21 protein-coding genes are annotated in these 16,178 nt (G+C 58.7%); 13 read left to right on the forward strand and 8 right to left on the reverse strand.

Annotation, left to right across the window (positions count from 1 at the left end; genetic code table 11):
• Nucleotides 1-9: 9 nt before the first annotated feature.
• From murA to FZE95_RS16050, 7 genes are read right to left on the reverse strand one after another with little or no spacing between them, the layout of a single operon-like run.
• Nucleotides 10-1,275 carry a UDP-N-acetylglucosamine 1-carboxyvinyltransferase gene (murA, locus tag FZE95_RS16020; protein ID WP_150301883.1) on the reverse strand — a complete coding sequence of 422 codons (1,266 nt, stop codon included), beginning with the start codon at nucleotides 1,273-1,275 and terminating at the stop codon, nucleotides 10-12.
• A gap of 27 nt (nucleotides 1,276-1,302) precedes the next feature.
• Nucleotides 1,303-1,542 carry a BolA family protein gene (locus FZE95_RS16025; RefSeq protein WP_150301884.1) on the reverse strand — a complete coding sequence of 80 codons (240 nt, stop codon included), beginning with the start codon at nucleotides 1,540-1,542 and terminating at the stop codon, nucleotides 1,303-1,305.
• Nucleotides 1,543-1,573: 31 nt separating this feature from the next.
• Entirely contained in the window at nucleotides 1,574-1,894 is a 321-nt protein-coding gene (locus FZE95_RS16030; RefSeq protein ID WP_190324588.1) for an STAS domain-containing protein, read from the reverse strand.
• Nucleotides 1,891-2,538, reverse strand: a complete 648-nt coding sequence (locus FZE95_RS16035; protein WP_150301886.1) for an MlaC/ttg2D family ABC transporter substrate-binding protein — start codon at nucleotides 2,536-2,538, stop codon at nucleotides 1,891-1,893. The genes FZE95_RS16030 and FZE95_RS16035 overlap by 4 nt, the downstream gene beginning before the upstream one ends.
• A 12-nt stretch (nucleotides 2,539-2,550) precedes the next feature.
• A complete protein-coding gene (mlaD, locus tag FZE95_RS16040) occupies nucleotides 2,551-3,018 on the reverse strand; it encodes an outer membrane lipid asymmetry maintenance protein MlaD (protein ID WP_150301887.1) in 468 nt (155 codons plus the stop codon).
• Between the two features lie 19 nt (nucleotides 3,019-3,037).
• Entirely contained in the window at nucleotides 3,038-3,823 is a 786-nt protein-coding gene (gene mlaE / locus FZE95_RS16045; RefSeq protein WP_150301888.1) for a lipid asymmetry maintenance ABC transporter permease subunit MlaE, read from the reverse strand.
• Entirely contained in the window at nucleotides 3,820-4,635 is an 816-nt protein-coding gene (locus FZE95_RS16050; protein ID WP_150301889.1) for an ATP-binding cassette domain-containing protein, read from the reverse strand. Before FZE95_RS16050 ends, mlaE begins: the two co-directional genes overlap by 4 nt.
• Before the next feature lie 252 nt (nucleotides 4,636-4,887).
• Between FZE95_RS16050 and FZE95_RS16055 the strand changes: the two genes are divergently transcribed.
• From FZE95_RS16055 to FZE95_RS16100, 10 genes are all read left to right on the forward strand, one after another.
• Nucleotides 4,888-5,859 carry a KpsF/GutQ family sugar-phosphate isomerase gene (locus FZE95_RS16055; protein ID WP_150301890.1) on the forward strand — a complete coding sequence of 324 codons (972 nt, stop codon included), beginning with the start codon at nucleotides 4,888-4,890 and terminating at the stop codon, nucleotides 5,857-5,859.
• Complete coding sequence (locus FZE95_RS16060) at nucleotides 5,856-6,392, forward strand: KdsC family phosphatase (protein ID WP_223825096.1); 537 nt, start codon at nucleotides 5,856-5,858, stop codon at nucleotides 6,390-6,392. Before FZE95_RS16055 ends, FZE95_RS16060 begins: the two co-directional genes overlap by 4 nt.
• The gene (gene lptC / locus FZE95_RS16065; protein ID WP_150301891.1) at nucleotides 6,389-6,970 is read left to right on the forward strand and encodes an LPS export ABC transporter periplasmic protein LptC; all 582 of its coding nucleotides are present in this window, start codon (nucleotides 6,389-6,391) and stop codon (nucleotides 6,968-6,970) included. Before FZE95_RS16060 ends, lptC begins: the two co-directional genes overlap by 4 nt.
• Nucleotides 6,957-7,496 carry a lipopolysaccharide transport periplasmic protein LptA gene (gene lptA / locus FZE95_RS16070; protein WP_150301892.1) on the forward strand — a complete coding sequence of 180 codons (540 nt, stop codon included), beginning with the start codon at nucleotides 6,957-6,959 and terminating at the stop codon, nucleotides 7,494-7,496. The genes lptC and lptA overlap by 14 nt, the downstream gene beginning before the upstream one ends.
• Nucleotides 7,489-8,214, forward strand: a complete 726-nt coding sequence (gene lptB / locus FZE95_RS16075; RefSeq protein ID WP_150301893.1) for an LPS export ABC transporter ATP-binding protein — start codon at nucleotides 7,489-7,491, stop codon at nucleotides 8,212-8,214. Before lptA ends, lptB begins: the two co-directional genes overlap by 8 nt.
• Before the next feature lie 92 nt (nucleotides 8,215-8,306).
• Nucleotides 8,307-9,809, forward strand: coding sequence for an RNA polymerase factor sigma-54 (locus FZE95_RS16080; protein ID WP_150301894.1), 1,503 nt, complete (start codon nucleotides 8,307-8,309; stop codon nucleotides 9,807-9,809).
• Between the two features lie 76 nt (nucleotides 9,810-9,885).
• Nucleotides 9,886-10,194, forward strand: a complete 309-nt coding sequence (gene hpf, locus FZE95_RS16085) for a ribosome hibernation-promoting factor, HPF/YfiA family (protein WP_150301895.1) — start codon at nucleotides 9,886-9,888, stop codon at nucleotides 10,192-10,194.
• Between the two features lie 21 nt (nucleotides 10,195-10,215).
• The gene (gene ptsN / locus FZE95_RS16090) at nucleotides 10,216-10,674 is read left to right on the forward strand and encodes a PTS IIA-like nitrogen regulatory protein PtsN (protein WP_150301896.1); all 459 of its coding nucleotides are present in this window, start codon (nucleotides 10,216-10,218) and stop codon (nucleotides 10,672-10,674) included.
• 6 nt (nucleotides 10,675-10,680) lie between these two features.
• Nucleotides 10,681-11,535: an RNase adapter RapZ gene (gene rapZ, locus FZE95_RS16095; protein ID WP_150301897.1), complete on the forward strand. Its 855-nt coding sequence runs from the start codon at nucleotides 10,681-10,683 to the stop codon at nucleotides 11,533-11,535.
• A 1-nt stretch (nucleotide 11,536) separates the two neighbouring features.
• On the forward strand, nucleotides 11,537-11,809 hold the full coding sequence (locus tag FZE95_RS16100; RefSeq protein ID WP_150301898.1) for an HPr family phosphocarrier protein: 273 nt from the start codon (nucleotides 11,537-11,539) through the stop codon (nucleotides 11,807-11,809).
• Between the two features lie 12 nt (nucleotides 11,810-11,821).
• Here FZE95_RS16100 and pmbA read toward each other — a convergent pair whose 3' ends face one another.
• A complete protein-coding gene (pmbA, locus tag FZE95_RS16105; RefSeq protein WP_150301899.1) occupies nucleotides 11,822-13,180 on the reverse strand; it encodes a metalloprotease PmbA in 1,359 nt (452 codons plus the stop codon).
• Between the two features lie 102 nt (nucleotides 13,181-13,282).
• On the opposite strand from pmbA, the gene yjgA reads away from it, so the two are divergent.
• The 3 genes from yjgA to egtB all read left to right on the forward strand — a co-directional run bounded on the left by yjgA (nucleotide 13,283) and on the right by egtB (nucleotide 16,092).
• A complete protein-coding gene (gene yjgA, locus FZE95_RS16110; RefSeq protein ID WP_150301900.1) occupies nucleotides 13,283-13,804 on the forward strand; it encodes a ribosome biogenesis factor YjgA in 522 nt (173 codons plus the stop codon).
• A 108-nt stretch (nucleotides 13,805-13,912) separates the two neighbouring features.
• Nucleotides 13,913-14,896 (forward strand): L-histidine N(alpha)-methyltransferase, encoded by a 984-nt coding sequence (gene egtD, locus FZE95_RS16115; RefSeq protein ID WP_190324589.1) that lies wholly within the window; start codon nucleotides 13,913-13,915, stop codon nucleotides 14,894-14,896.
• Nucleotides 14,893-16,092 (forward strand): ergothioneine biosynthesis protein EgtB, encoded by a 1,200-nt coding sequence (gene egtB / locus FZE95_RS16120; RefSeq protein WP_150301902.1) that lies wholly within the window; start codon nucleotides 14,893-14,895, stop codon nucleotides 16,090-16,092. The genes egtD and egtB overlap by 4 nt, the downstream gene beginning before the upstream one ends.
• Nucleotides 16,093-16,178: the final 86 nt, after the last annotated feature.

The raw sequence follows: 16,178 nt of genomic DNA on the forward strand, positions 1-16,178 counted from the left end.
ACTGCTCCCTCAAGCGGGCACCCGACGAATGCAGGCCCCCAGCGTTTGCAACTTTTCCTCGATGCATTCGTATCCGCGATCGATGTGATAGATGCGATCGACCAGCGTCTCGCCATCGGCAACCAGACCGGCAATCACCAGACTTGCCGAGGCGCGCAGGTCGGTAGCCATGACTGGCGCACCCTTGAGCCGCTCGACTCCGCTTACGATCGCCGTGTTGCCTTCAATCAGGATGTTGGCGCCCATGCGGTTCATTTCCTGAACGTGCATGAAACGGTTCTCGAAAACCGTTTCAACGACAGTCCCGGTGCCTTCGGCCACCGCATTCATGGCTATAAACTGAGCTTGCATATCGGTCGGGAACGCCGGGTACGGCGCCGTGCGCAGATTGATCGCCTTGGGCCGGTTGCCCTTCATATCCAGGCTGATCCAGTTCTTGCCGGTATCGATCAAGGCACCAGCCTCTTCCAGTTTGAGCAGTACCGCTTCCAGGATGGATGGGTCGGTATCCTTGAGCTTGACGCGGCCCCGGGTGGCGGCAGCGGCGACCAGATAGGTACCGGTCTCGATCCGGTCCGGCATGACCGAGTAGCGCGCAGCGTGCAGCCGCTCGACGCCTTCAATAACAATCGTTGCCGTGCCATGACCAGTAATATTCGCGCCCATGGCGATCAGGCATTCAGCCAGATCGATGACCTCCGGTTCACGGGCGGCGTTTTCCAGCACCGTGCGCCCCTTGGCCAGGGTCGCTGCCATCAGTACGTTTTCAGTACCGGTCACACTCACGGTATCGAAGAAGAAATGCGCACCGCGCAGACCGCCCGGAGGCGTCCTGGCCTTGATGTAACCGCCATCCACGGTGATCTCCGCACCCATGGCTTCCAGGCCACGGATATGCAGATCGACAGGACGCGTACCGATAGCACAACCGCCCGGCAACGCCACTTCAGCCTGGCCGAAATGTGCCAGCATCGGCCCAAGCACCAGGATCGATGCGCGCATCGTCTTGACCAGCTCATAGGGCGCAACCAGGGTGGTGATGCGAGTCGGATCGACTTCAACATTGAGCCGCTCGTCGACCACGGGCTCGACACCCATCCGGCCGAACAGCTCGATCATGGTGGTAATGTCGTGCAGGTGCGGCAGGTTGCAGATAGTAACCGGCTCATCAGCCAGCAGGGTGGCGGCCAGAATCGGCAGGGCCGAATTCTTGGCCCCGGAAATGCGGATTTCGCCGTCGAGGCTGTCGCCGCCGGTGATGATCAGTTTGTCCATGCGGGTCTCTTTAGTCGGGGCCTTTTCTCAGGAACGGCTTGCCCAGGTTTCACGGGTAAAAAATTTCATTGTCACGGCATGTATGCTGCCGTCGGTTATCGGCTGATTGAGCAGCGCATAGACCTGTTGCTGGCGCTTGACCGGTGGCAGCGCCGCCAGTTCGTCACTGATGACGTTAAGCTGAAAATTGCAGCCTTCGCCTTCCACTTCCACCTGGGCTCCCGGCAATTGCTCTTCGAGCATCTTCTTCACGTCATGTGCATGCATGAGGTTCTCTCCTGTGGCGTTTCGGTGCGGTTCAGCTGGCCTGGGGTGACTCGGTCACCGACGCCAGCCACTCATCAAGCTGACATACGGTGGCAATGCTCCGCAGTGCCTGCGGGACCTCGGTCAGGCGTAGATTGCCACCCTTTTCGGTCTGTTTACGGGCAGCGACCAGAATAAGTGACAGACCAACACTGTTCGCCCGGCTGACACCGGACAAGTCCAGGAGGACGTCATCCCCGGCCTTACCTATCGCTCTTTCGAGCTCGGAGCGTACGGATACCGCCGTGACGAAATCGAGCTCGCCTTCAATTTTTATCCTGCTGCCATCATCGCTGACGACGCGTGCACTCACTGCTCGACACCTTCTTCGACCTTCTCGCGGGACTGGGCAACCACCCCGCCCCAGTTGTCGATAACCTTGTCCAGATCGTTGCCATGCGCCTGCATGGCCTGGGCGAACTGGTCGCGGAACAGCAAACCAATGTTGATGCCTTCGACAATCACGTTACGCACCATCCACTGACCATCCTTGTTGACCATGGTGTAAGTGGCCGGGTAAATCGTCCCGTTGGCGGTCTGGATTTCCATATTGACGCTGGCGCGATCATCACGCTGCTGGTCGCGACTACGCGGCGGCAGAACCTTGATCTTGCCGCTATCGAATTCCAGCAGAGCGTTGCCGTAGAACTGCACCATGCTTCGCTTGAAGGTCTCGATGAACCGCTGGATCTGTTCCGGGCTGGCGTCACGGCTGAAACGCACTGTCATGACGCTGCGTGCGATGCCTTCGTAGTCCACCACAGGGTCCAGCACTTCGCTGAGACCTTCCAGGAAGGCTTCAGAATCCTTTTTGTACAGCTCCCGGTTGGAATCGAGCACGTCCATCACACGGTTTGACGTATCTTCCACCACTTGCTGCGGGGTAGCGGAAGCCGCGTGCGCAAACAGGGGGACAGACAGAGCCAGCATCAGGGCCAGCTTGATTACATTTCGCATTTTTCTCTCCGGTTATTCGTCGCTGCTGCTGACGGTATTGAGCAGGAAGCGCCCGATCAACTCTTCAAGCACCAGGGCTGACTGAGTGTCATAGATTTCATCACCGTCGGCGAGCATCATGTCATCCCCACCGACTGAAATTCCGATGTACTTCTCACCAAGCAGACCTGCGGTAACAATCGAGGCGGCACTGTCCGACGGCAAAGTATCCACATCGTCAAATATCGCCATTTCCACGCGGCCGGTGTAGCGGTTCTTGTCGAACTGGATATCGGTCACCTGGCCGATAGTTACACCCGCCATGGTGACGCGGGCGCGGGTGGTCAGTCCCGACACGTTGTCGAAATGGGCGTAGACCTTATAGACATCCCCGGTCGCATTCGTCGACAGGCCACTGACCCGCACGGCAAGAACCGCGAGAGCCAGCAATCCGGCGAGAATGAACACGCCAACTGTCAGTTCCAGAGTACGCATACGCATCTTGGGTTTCCTTGGGTAATCAAAACATCAAAGCGGTAAGAATGAAGTCCAGGCTCAGAACGGCCAGAGACGCGTAGACGACAGTGCGGGTGGTCGCCCGGCTGATGCCTTCGGAAGTCGGGTCGCAATCATAGCCCTGGAATACTGCAATCCAGGTCACCACGAAGGCGAACACCAGGGCCTTGATCAGTCCGTTGAGTACATCGTCACCAAACTGGACGGCGTTCTGCATATTCGACCAATAGGAGCCGGAGTATACGCCGAGCCAGTCGACCGCGACCATTGCGCCGCCCCAGATTCCCACCACGCAGAAAATCATTGCCAGTAAGGGCATGGAAATAAATCCGGCCCAGAGCCGCGGCGCGATCACGTATTTGAGAGGATCAACGCCGATCATTTCCAGGCTGGACAACTGCTCGGTGGCCTTCATCAAGCCGATTTCTGCAGTCAGGGCCGAACCGGCGCGACCCGCAAACAGCAGCGCGGTGACCACCGGCCCCAGCTCACGCAGCAGGGTCAGCGCGACCATCTGGCCGACCGCTTGTTCCGAGCCGTAGCCGGACAGAATGTTATAGCCCTGCAGCGCCAGCACCATGCCGATGAACAGCCCGGACACCACGATGATGACCATCGACAGTACGCCGACCGAATACAACTGGCGCACCAGCAGACCGAACGCGTTACCAAACCGTGACCTACCCGCCAGCGCCTGAAACAGGAAAATCCCGGAGCGTCCCAGCGCGGCGACAATATCCAGGCCAGACCGTCCCAATAGCGCAACCCGGTCAGTCATCGAAGCTTTCATCGGCTCTCCCTGCCCAATAGATCATCGACGTAGCCATTCGCCGGATAATGGAAGGGGACCGGACCGTCCGGCTCGCCCTGCATGAACTGGCGGATACGTGGATTATCCGAGTTCATCAGATCCTCGGGCTTGCCGTGCCCAAGCACCTGACCGTCACCTACCACATATAAATAGTCGGCAATGCCGGCGGTCTCGGCCAGATCATGCGAAACGACAATGCTCGAGAGCCCCAACGCATCATTCAACAGCCTGATCAGACGAACCAATACGCCCATCGAAATCGGGTCCTGCCCTACGAATGGCTCGTCGTACATCATCAACTGGGGGTCCAGCGCGATAGCCCGAGCCAATGCGACGCGGCGCTGCATGCCGCCGGACAACTCGTCAGGCATCAGCTGATAAGCGCCACGCAGCCCTACCGCCTGAAGCTTGAGCAAGACGATATCGCGCACCATTTCTTCCGGCAGATCGGTATGAACGCGCAGCGGGAAGGCGACATTCTCGAACACGCTGAGATCGGTAAACAGCGCGCCACTCTGAAACAACATGCCCATCTGCTGGCGCGCCTCGAACAGCTCGCTGCGGCCCAACCTGGGGATATCCTGATCATTGACCATGATGGAACCGCTGTCCGGACGTAGCTGGGCGCCGATCAGGCGCAACAGCGTGGTCTTGCCGCAACCGGATGGCCCCATGATCCCGGTGACTTTGCCCCGGGGAATACGAATGTCGACGTTATCAAAGATCAGGCGTTCTCCTCGCGAGAAGGAAACCTTTTGCATATCAACGATGTGGTCCGGCGATACGGCCATATGAACAAACCTGATCCTTGGGTGCCGCGAAGCTGCGGCAAAAATGAACGCGCTAATATACCAGTTCAACCGGCTCGCCCCAAGCTGCGCGAAATCAGAGCCGATTGACGTTTGATTTCCGGCGATTGCGGCGTGGTTGTTCGTTGCGCGCCGGATAATGCAGCGTTACCCGAAAACCGGCTTCGACCCGGGGTGAGTTGGGCGAAACAAGACGTTATACTCGCGGCCTGACCACACCAAGACGCATATCCCATGTCCGAATTCGATTTCATCGCCTCAGCACAGCGCACCATCAGCATGGAGCGCGACGCCGTTGACAGCCTCCTGGCCCGACTGGACCAGCACTTTAGCCGCGCCTGTCAGACCCTGTTGGACTGCAAGGCGCGCATAGTCGTCACAGGTATGGGCAAATCCGGCCACATCGGGCGCAAGATGGCCGCGACCCTTGCCAGTACCGGCTCGCCGGCTTTCTTCGTGCACCCCGGCGAAGCCAGCCATGGCGATATGGGGATGATCACCCGCGAGGACGTGGTCATTGCCCTGTCGAATTCAGGCAACACCGCCGAACTGGTTACCCTGTTGCCCCTGATCAAGCGCCTTGGCGTGCCGATGATCAGCATTACCGGAAATCCGGATTCCACACTGGCGCGGGCCGCCGTGGCCAACCTGCACACCGGTGTGGAGATGGAGGCCTGCCCGCTGAATCTGGCACCCACCTCAAGCACCACCACTGCGCTGGTAATGGGCGATGCCCTGGCTATTGCCATGCTGGAGGCCCGCGGCTTCAGTGCAGAGGATTTCGCTTTTTCCCATCCCGGCGGCGCACTCGGAAGACGCCTGTTGCTCCTGGTCGATGACATCATGCACGCTGGCGAGCGTATGCCGATGGTCACGCCCGATACACGCCTGCGCGATGCGCTCCTGGAAATGACCCGCAAAGGGCTCGGCCTGACCGGCGTTGCCGATGAAAGTGGCTCGCTGATTGGCATATTCACCGACGGCGATCTGCGTCGCACACTCGATCACAGCGTCGACATCCATAGCGCCAGCATCGCCAGCGTCATGACCCCACGGGCCAAAACCGTGGCGCAGGGTGCGCTGGCTGCCGAGGCGTTGAAGGTAATGGAGGACGCCAAGATAAACGGCCTGTTCGTGGTCGACGACGCCGGCAAACCGGTTGGCGCCCTGAACATGCATGACTTGTTACGCGCAGGAGTAGTATGAACCAGTCCAATGAAATGCACCTGTTTGAACGGGCCCAGGCCATACGCCTGGCGATCTTTGATGTCGACGGCGTACTGACTGACGGACGGCTCTATTTCATGCCGGACGGCACCGAGTTCAAGTCCTTCAACACGCTGGACGGTCACGGCATCAAGATGCTCATCGCCTCGGGTGTCGAGACCGCAATCATCAGCGGACGCAACTCTCCCCTGGTCGAAAAGCGTGCCGCCAACCTGGGCATCCAACACCTGATTCAGGGCCGCGAAGACAAACTCAACGCGCTGGAGGAGCTTCGCCAGCGGGTCAATTTCAAGGATCAACAGATCGCGTTCCTTGGGGACGACCTCCCGGATCTGCCGGTCATGCGTCAGGTCGGGCTAGGCATGGCCGTTGCCAGCGCTGACCCTTTTGTGCGCGAGCATGCCCACGGCGTAACGCACAATGCTGGCGGGATGGGCGCTGCACGCGAATTCTGCGAACTGATCATGCGCGCCCAGGGCACGCTTGACGCCGCGCAGGCTGCTTACCTGTGAGTTTCAATCCGCCTCGCTACCTGGTAGTGGGTGCCATCGTCGGCCTGGCGCTGGCGATCGCATTGGCGATGGGCTACTGGAACATCCGACCCGGCAGCTTCACTGAAACGGTGCTGGTGGATGATCCGACGCAGCCTGATTTCTTCATGGAAAACAGCCAGATCACTATGCTCAATCCCGATGGCACGGTGCGCTACGAGCTGACCAGCCGGCGCGCTACGCACCTTGCCACCGAGGACAGCACCCGACTGGAAGCGCCGAATCTGCTGTATTTCCGTGCAGACGAACAACAGCCCTGGTTAGTGACATCGCAAACCGGGTGGATCACCGAAGGCGGTGACCGGGTGCAGCTGAACGATGATGTCTTGCTCAAGCAGGAAATACCCGATGAGCCGGTATCGCAAATGACCACGTCGGCACTGACGGTATTTCCCGCGAGGGATTACGCCGAGACCGATCAGGACGTTAGAATCGAAGCAGCCAGCGGCGTCACTACCGCCACTGGCATGCATGTCTATTTCCAAGACGGCCGCATGCAGCTGCTGTCCAACGTACGAGGCCTACATGAGGTGCGTTAAATCCCTGGCGCTTGTTGCCCTGTTGCTCGGCCCCTGTTTTCAGGCAATCGCCCTTCCTGAAGACAGCAGCCAGCCCATCCGCATTCAAGCCAATACGGCCAACCTCGATGACCGGCGAAACATCGCTGTGTATACCGGTGACGTCATCGTGACCCAGGGCAGCATGCGCCTGACGGGTAACGAAGTGACGCTGACCACTGACGCCGAGGGCGAAGTCCGCAAGATCGTCAGCGTGGGCAACCCCGCGACATTCAGGCAGACGCCAAACCCGGGCAAGGGCCCGGTCAATGCACGCGGGCGGACCATTGAATACTATGCGGCCGAGGAACGGGTGGTCCTGATCACCAATGCCCACCTGGACCAGGACGGCAACACATTTGAAGGCGAGTACGTCACCTATAACGTTGCGGAGGAAGTCGTTGATGCCGGGCGCCCCGGCGAAAACGCCGAACAGCCCGGCCGCATCGAGATGGTGATCCAGCCGCGCAATCGTACGCCCGAGCCGGAGCCGGCCAGCAATGATTAAGCTACAGGCGCACCATCTGGCCAAAGCCTACAAATCGCGCAAAGTGGTGCGGGATGTCTCCCTGTCGATTACCAGCGGCGAAGTCGTGGGTCTGCTGGGGCCTAACGGCGCAGGCAAAACGACCTGTTTCTACATGATCGTGGGGCTGGTCAAAGCCGATGAGGGCAAGATCCAGATCAACGGCGTGGATGTGACCGGTCTGCCCATGCATGGCCGCGCCCGTCAGGGCATTGGTTATCTGCCGCAGGAAGCGTCAATCTTCCGCAAGCTGACTGTTGGCGAGAACATCATGGCAATTCTCGAGACCCGCAAGGACCTTAATCGCAAGGGCCGCGAGGGCAAACTCGAATCCCTGCTGCGCGAATTCCATATCCATCACCTGAAAGACAGCAAGGGCATGAGCCTGTCCGGCGGTGAGCGCAGACGAGCAGAAATCGCCCGCGCGTTGGCCACTGAGCCCCGCTTCATCTTGCTCGATGAGCCTTTTGCCGGCGTGGACCCCATATCGGTCAATGACATCAAGCAGATTATCCAGCATCTCAAGGACAAGGACATCGGCGTACTCATTACCGATCACAACGTGCGCGAAACCCTGGATATTTGCGACAAGGCTTACATTGTAAATGACGGACACATCATTGCCGAAGGAGACGCGGAAACCGTGTTATCCAATCAATTGGTGAGGGACGTCTACCTCGGTCACGCCTTCCGTCTATAAAAGCCGCTTGGCTTCAGGCATGATCTTAAAGGCAAAGCGCCACGCGGCGCTCCCACGGTTCTGATTCAGCGCACAAGGTAGTTCAACGGAAAATGAAACCAACGCTCGTCCTCAAGATGGGGCAGCAGCTGACCATGACGCCCCAGCTGCAGCAGGCCATCCGTTTGCTTCAACTTTCCAGCCTGGATCTGCAACAGGAGGTTCAGGAGGCGCTCGAAGCCAATCCGTTGCTTGAAATGGCGGATGATGGCGATGACGATTTTTCTGGCGATGCCGGCAACAACGCATCCGATAACGATGACGCCCCGGCGGTCACCATGCCCGAACCCGTCGCCCTTGATGCCATCGAACAACACGGCCAGGCGCAGGAAGAAGGCAGCTGGAATGAGCAGATACCCAACGAACTGCCGGTCGACACTCAGTGGGAAGACGTCTACCAGACCTCGGCTAGCTCGTTGCCCAGCAACGATGACGAAGACTGGGACTTCACATCGCGCACCGGCACCGGCGAAACCCTGCAGAGCCACCTTGAATGGCAGCTGAACCTGGTTCCGATGTCCGAAACGGATTACCAGATCGCCGTAGCGCTGATTGATGGGATCAACGCCGACGGCTATCTGCAGGAGTCACTGGAAGACATTCTCTCCTCCCTCGACCCGGAGCTGGAAGCGGATCTCGACGAAGTCGAAATGGTTCTGCACAGGCTCCAGCAGTTCGAGCCGGTGGGCGTGGCCGCCCGGGATCTGCGTGAATGCCTGCTGCTGCAACTACGCCAGCTACCAGCGGATACACCGATGCTCGAGCAGGCCCGACGGGTAGTCGACAACCATCTGGAGCTGCTCGGAAACCGCGACTTCTCCCAGCTGATGCGGCGTTCCAAGCTCAAGGAAGACCAGCTGCGCGATGCCATTGCCCTGATCCAGACGCTGAACCCCAGGCCCGGCTCGGAGATTGCCTCCGGCGATGCCGAATACGTTATTCCGGATGTGATTGTCCGCCGTGACAGCAATCGCTGGGTGGTCGAGCTGAACCAGGAATCGGTACCCAAGGTGCGGGTCAACAATACCTACGCCTCCATGGTACGCCGCGCCGATACCAGCAACGACAATACCTACCTGCGCAATCATCTGCAGGAAGCGCGCTGGTTCATCAAGAGCCTACAGAGCCGCAACGAGACGCTGATGAAAGTTGCTACGCAAATTGTCGAGCACCAGCGCGGTTTTCTCGAGCACGGCGAAGAGGCGATGAAGCCACTCGTGTTGCATGATATTGCCGAAGCAGTCGGCATGCATGAATCGACCATTTCCCGCGTCACCACACAGAAATTCATGCACACCCCGCGCGGAATCTTCGAACTCAAGTACTTTTTCTCGAGCCACGTAAGCACCAGTGAGGGCGGTGAATTCTCCTCAACCGCCATCCGCGCCTTGATCAGAAAACTGGTTGCGGCTGAAAACCCGAAGAAACCATTGAGCGACAGCAAGATCGCTGGTTTACTGGAGGAACAGGGCATTCACGTGGCCCGCCGAACTATTGCCAAGTATCGGGAATCACTCAACATCGCTCCATCGAGCGAACGCAAACGACTGGTTTGACAGTACAAGGAATCAAGGTGGCACCACCGGGTGATCGGGTTCACCCAGTAACATAAAGCCAATCAGGAGAAGCCGTATGCAACTCAATATCAGCGGTCACCAACTCGAGCTCACTGACGGATTGCGTGATTACGTCACTGAAAAAATGGCACGCATCGAGCGGCATTTCGACAAGATCACCAACGTCCAAGTCATCCTTGAAGTTGAAAAGCTGCGTCAGAAAGCCGAAGCCATTCTCCATGTCTCCGGGGGGGAAGTCGTCGCAAACGCAGAACACACTGATATGTATGCGGCAATTGACATGCTGATCGACAAGCTTGATCGCCAGCTGATCAAATACAAGGAAAAGAACCTCAACCGCCTACAGGGCGCCAACGACCGCTAAGGCCATCAACGCCGCGTGACCATGCAAATAGACCATATCCTGACCCCCGAGCGCACCTTTGCAGGTGTGCAGGGGGCATCCAAGAAACGTGTGCTGGAGCTGATCGGCAAATTGATCTCTCAGCACACCAACCTGGATCCCGACGCGATTTTCGAAAGCCTGGTTGCCCGGGAGAAACTCGGCTCGACCGGATTCGGACATGGCATTGCCATCCCTCATTGCCGCATGCCTGGGTGTACCCAGGCGATAGGCTCACTTTTACAGCTCGACAGCAAGATTGATTTCGACGCCCTGGATGGCGAACCGGTAGATCTCATCTTTGTGCTGCTGGTGCCTCAGGAAGCGACCGAAGAACATCTGCAGATACTCAAAATGCTTGCTGAAAAGCTCGACCAGCAAGCGCTGCGAGAAGCCCTGCGACAATCACCTGATGCCCAGACACTCTATGAAGTGATGATCGGCACCGACGAAGGGAGTTAAAGATCCATGCGCCTGGTTGTGGTCAGTGGCCGATCCGGCTCCGGCAAAAGTACCGCACTGCATCTGTTGGAAGACAACGGTTTCTACTGCATCGACAACCTGCCCGCCGGGCTGCTACCCGAGCTGGCCAGACAGGCCAACGACACCGACCAACACCTGCCGAAGGTAGCGATCAGTATTGATGCGCGTAACCTGGCGAGTGACCTCGAGCGCTTCCCCGAACTGCTGCAACGAGTCCGCGATACCGGAATTCGCTGTGACGTGCTGTTTCTCGCGGCTACGGACGAAGTGCTTATCAAGCGCTTCTCGGAAACGCGCCGCAAGCACCCGCTGACGGATGAAAGCAAATCGCTGGGTGAAGCCATTGCGGCAGAACTGCGCTTGCTCGAACCAATCATTGATCTGGCCAATCTCAAGATCGACACCAGCCATCTGACTCTGTACCAACTGCGTGATCTGCTGAAACAGCGTTTACTCAGCAGCGAGGGCAACGCCCCCTCCGTGCTGATCCAATCGTTCGGATTCAAACGTGGCGTACCGGTCGATGCCGACCTGGTGTTCGATGTGCGCTGCCTGCCCAATCCTTACTGGAAAGCGGAGCTACGCCCGTTTTGCGGCAAGGACAAGGAAATTTGTGATTACCTGGAAGGGGAACCGGACGTTCAGGAGATGTATCAGGATATCTACAATTTTCTGGCAAAGTGGCTGCCCCGCTACGCTGCCGGCGAACGCAGCTATATGAGCGTCGGCATTGGCTGTACAGGCGGGCATCACCGCTCAGTCTATATTGCCGAGCGCCTGGTACGGGAGCTGAGCGCGCATACCCCCAACCTGCAGATACGACACCGTGACTTGCCCTGACATGCCAAAAGCCAATCTCGAGATCATCAACAAGTTAGGCCTCCACGCACGGGCCGCAGCCAAATTCGTCGGGATAGCGAACCGTTTTGATTGCGATGTCCGCATCGGTTGCAGCGAGGATCAGATGGTCAATGGCAAAAGCATCATGCAGGTCATGATGCTGGCGGCGAGCAAGGGAACCGAGATCTGCATCGCCTGCGAAGGCGAGCAGGCTGACCAGGCCATGCAAGAGCTGACGGCACTGGTCAACAACTACTTTGAAGAAGGCGAGTAGTGGCCGTCGCGCTTATTCCCCGCCCACTGTCATGCCGTCGACCAGCCAACTGCCGGTAAGGTAATTGCCCCGGCGCTCTTCGTCTGCACCCACGCAACGCAGCTGGCCGAACATATCGCGAAGATTGCCGGCGATAGTGACTTCCTTCACAGCGTAAGCGATCTCACCTTCTTCGACCCAGAACCCACCCGCACCACGGGAATAGTCCCCCGTCACGCCATTCACGCCCTGGCCCATCAGTTCGGTCACCAGCAAACCGGTGCCCATTTCCTTGAGCAAAGCATCCAGACCGCCCGGAATATTGCAGGACACGTGCAAATTGTTCACCCCGCCAGCGTTGGCGGTGCTCGGCAAGCCCAGCTTGCGCCCGGAATAGGTGCCCAGGATCCAGCTCTGCAGCACACCGCGTTCAATGAAGGATTTCTCCCGCGTCGCCAGGCCATCGCCGTCGAAAGCGGTGCTGCCCAGCGCCTGCTTCAGGTGCGGGCGTTCATCGATCGTGACCCAGTCAGGGAATACCGGCTGGCCTAACGCATCCAGCAGAAAAGTGGATTGACGATAAACCGCTCCGCCAGCAATCGCGCCAACGAGATGCCCGAGCAGCCCGGCGGCCTGATCCGCCGCAAACAGAACCGGCACCCTGGCAGTCTTGATGGAGCGCGCTCCCAATCTCGCCAGCGTCCGCTCGGCGGCCTTCTGGCCGAGTGCCTCGGCAGTTGGCAGACGCTCTGCAATACGGTCCACGCCATACCAGTAATCGCGCTGCATGCCCTGAGCGTCCGCTGCAATGGTCAAGGTCGCTACGCTGTGCCGCGTTCCAATCGAGCTGCCGATGAAACCATTGCTGTTGCCATAGACCCGGCAACCCTGGTGGCTGCTGACGTGCGAACCATCGCTGCTCAGCCGGCTGTCCAGTGCAAGCGCCGCAGCTTCGCTGTCCAGGGCCCGCTGGATGGCCGCTTCGGCGCCGAGCTCCCAGGGATGGTAGAGGTCCAGATCCGGCAAATTCCTGGCCATCAGTTCTGGGTCAGCAAGCCCTGCATAGGGATCTTCGGAGGCGTGACGGGCGATAACCAGCGCCGCTTCGATAGCCGAACGTATTGCATCGTCGGAGGTATCGGAGGTGCTGGCAGAACCCTTGCGCTGACCCGAATACAGCGTGATACCAAAGCCCTGGTCGCGATTGAATTCGACGTTCTCCACCTCACCCTGGCGTACGCCGACCGAGAGGCCGGTATTGTGGCTGACGACCACCTCGCAGGCTGAAGCGCCCTGACGTTTCGACTCGTCCAGAATGAAGGCCACGCGCTGCTCGAGAGCGGCTTGCAGGGCCTGCGGATCATCGTTCCGGGTAGGCAGGTTATCAGTCATAAGTTCTCCTTTGTGGTCGCCATTGTACTCCGGACAGCCGCAGTGTGAACGGGTATCATGGCGCATCGAACAGACCCGGCGAAAGGCCGTAATGGGATCACCATGACAGATTTTAACGACGAAGAGCAGAACGACGAAGACGAGGGCAAGAGTAAAAGCCAGGTAAAACGCGAACTGAATGAGTTACAGGAACTTGGCCGGCGTCTGACTGAACTGAAACCAGCCCAGCTGGACAAGCTCGAACTCACCGACAAGCTACGCAGGGCGCTGGATGAAGCCCACCGGCATACTGCGCGCGGTGCCCTCAAACGCCATCTGAGCTTTGTCGGCAAGCTGATGCGCGATCAGGATATCGACGCCATACAGGCTTACGTTGACCGGCTGGACAGTAGCAGTCAGGCGCACGCTCAACATTTTCATCAGCTCGAACGCTGGCGTGACCGGTTGCTGACTGGCAAACCGGAGGAGCAGGATGCCTTTGTCGCACTGTACCCTCAAACTGACCGTCAACAGCTCCGGCAACTCGTGCGTCAGGCCGGCAAGGAGACTGCGGAAAACAAGCCACCGGCAGCCTCGCGCAAGCTGTTCAAGCTGATCCGCGGAATAGTAGAAGACGAAGGTTGAGCAAAGCTCCGCGTGGGCACCATGGCTTAATCTGGCCTGCATCGGGTTGGCAAAAGCCGCGCGCGACTGCTAGTTTCAGAAGTCGTAGACCTGACGCTGAGGCTTCCCGTGAATATTGCCCTGCCGCTACCGCGCATCGAAAACGCTATACAGCACGACGTACTTCAGGAGAACGCCAGCCTGCTCGACGGGCTGCTGCAACCCACCGCCCGGATTGATTCCAAATATTTTTACGATGATACCGGGTGTCAGCTGTTCAACCGCATCTGCGAGCTCAGCGAGTATTACCCCACGCGGACTGAAGCCGGCATATTTCGCCGCTATGCGCGGGAAATTGCTGACGTGCTGCCCTCAGGCTCGCAGTGGATTGACCTGGGGTGCGGCGACTGCGGCAAATCTCGCGAATGGCTGCACCATGTCGCCCCGGAACGTCTGGTCGGCGTCGATATCGCCGGCGATTTCCTGCAAAGCTCGCTGATCGAAGTCGCGGCCCATAACCCCGAAGTGGAATGCATTGGCGTAGTCAGCGATTTCACCCGTGACCTTGATCTCTCCACCCTACTCAGCGAATGTCCGGATGCGCCGCCGGTATTTTTCTACCCCGGCTCGTCGATCGGCAATTTTGCCCGTGCCGATGCGCTACGGCTTTTGCGTAATATTCGCCGTAACTGTGGCAAGCATGGCAGGCTGCTGATCGGGATTGATCTGATCAAACCGGTCGAGATCCTCGAGGCAGCCTATGACGATGCGGCGGGCGTCACCGCAGAATTCAACCTGCACGTGCTGGACGTGGTTAACCAAAAAATCGGCTCGGACTTTGACCGGACGAATTTCAGTCACCGGGCACGGTACGATTGCGTGCACAACCGCATCGAAATGCAACTGGTAGCCCAGCGTGACCACCGCGTAGAGCTTGGCAGCCAGACCAACCGCTGCTTTCGCGCCGGCGAACACCTGCTCACCGAGTACTCCCACAAATACACCCCGAACGGCTTCCGCGACATGTTGATTGAAGCCGGTTTTGCCCAATGCCAGTTCTGGACCGATCCTTACCAATGGTTTGGTGTTTTTCTTGCGGAGCCAGGCCAATGAGCATGCATCAACCAATCTCTCGTTCGACCCGCGTTGCAGCGCGCTTTCATGAGGTACGCCAGTACTCCCTGGCCTTGGTCGAGGGCCTGTCGGCTGAAGACTGCCAGCTGCAATCGATGGCCGAAGCCAGTCCTGTCAAATGGCATCTGGCGCATACCAGCTGGTTCTTCGAGACGTTTATTCTGTCGGCGTCGCCAAACCCACCCGCAGCCTTCGACCCTGCGTTCAGGGTGCTCTTCAATTCCTATTATGTCGGGGTGGGCGAACGCCATCTTCGCGCGGAGCGGGGAATGTTATCCCGCCCCACACTGGACGATGTGCTTGCTTACCGTGCCCATGTTGACGCTCACATGCGCGCAGCAATCCAAGCCGGCAATCTGACCGAGGATGCGCTGGACCTGATCGAACTGGGTCTGAATCATGAACAACAGCACCAGGAACTGATGCTCACCGACCTCAAACACCACTTTTCCCTGAATCCGCTGTTGCCGGCGTGGCGGTCATCTTCTGCAGACGGCGCGACGGATGTACAAGCAGCCAATACCTTCGTTGCCCTTGACGGTGGGCTGATCGACATCGGCCATCAGGGCAGCGATTTCTGCTTCGACAATGAACGCCCGCGGCACAGAGCCTGGCTCGAGCCCTTCGAGCTTGCCAGTCGCAACGTCAGCAACGGTGACTATCTCGCGTTCATGGCCGACGGCGGCTATGAACGCCCGGAACTATGGCTCTCGGACGGCTGGGACATGGTCTCTAACGAGCACCTCCAGGGGCCCTTGTACTGGCGTCACGATGGGGAAAGCTGGCGTCGCTTCACCCTGCACGGAGAACAGTTGCTCGACCACAGCGCTCCGGTCATGCATATCAGTTTCTATGAAGCAGACGCTTACGCCCGCTGGGCCGGGGCGCGACTTCCCACCGAGGCGGAATGGGAGTTTGCTGCAGCGTCACACCGGGAGCTGCCGGGCCTGTTCGGTGAGGTATGGCAATGGACCAATAGCGCCTACCTGCCCTACCCCGGATATCAGCCCGCGCCCGGGGCCGTCGGCGAATATAACGGCAAATTCATGATAAACCAGATGGTGCTGCGCGGCAGCTCACTGGCCACCCCATCCGGCCATGCTCGCCTCAGTTATCGCAACTTCTTCCCGGCGTCGGCGCGCTGGCAGTTCAGTGGGTTGCGGTTGGCGCGATAGATCTCTGCGCCGGACCAACCTGGGGGTGTAGCGCGCCTGCGCTACGCCAAGCCTGCAGCAACACCAACCCCATCGGCGAGCCCAAA

Source organism: Pseudomonas profundi (genome assembly GCF_008638305.1).
Taxonomy (GTDB): domain Bacteria; phylum Pseudomonadota; class Gammaproteobacteria; order Pseudomonadales; family Pseudomonadaceae; genus Halopseudomonas; species Halopseudomonas profundi.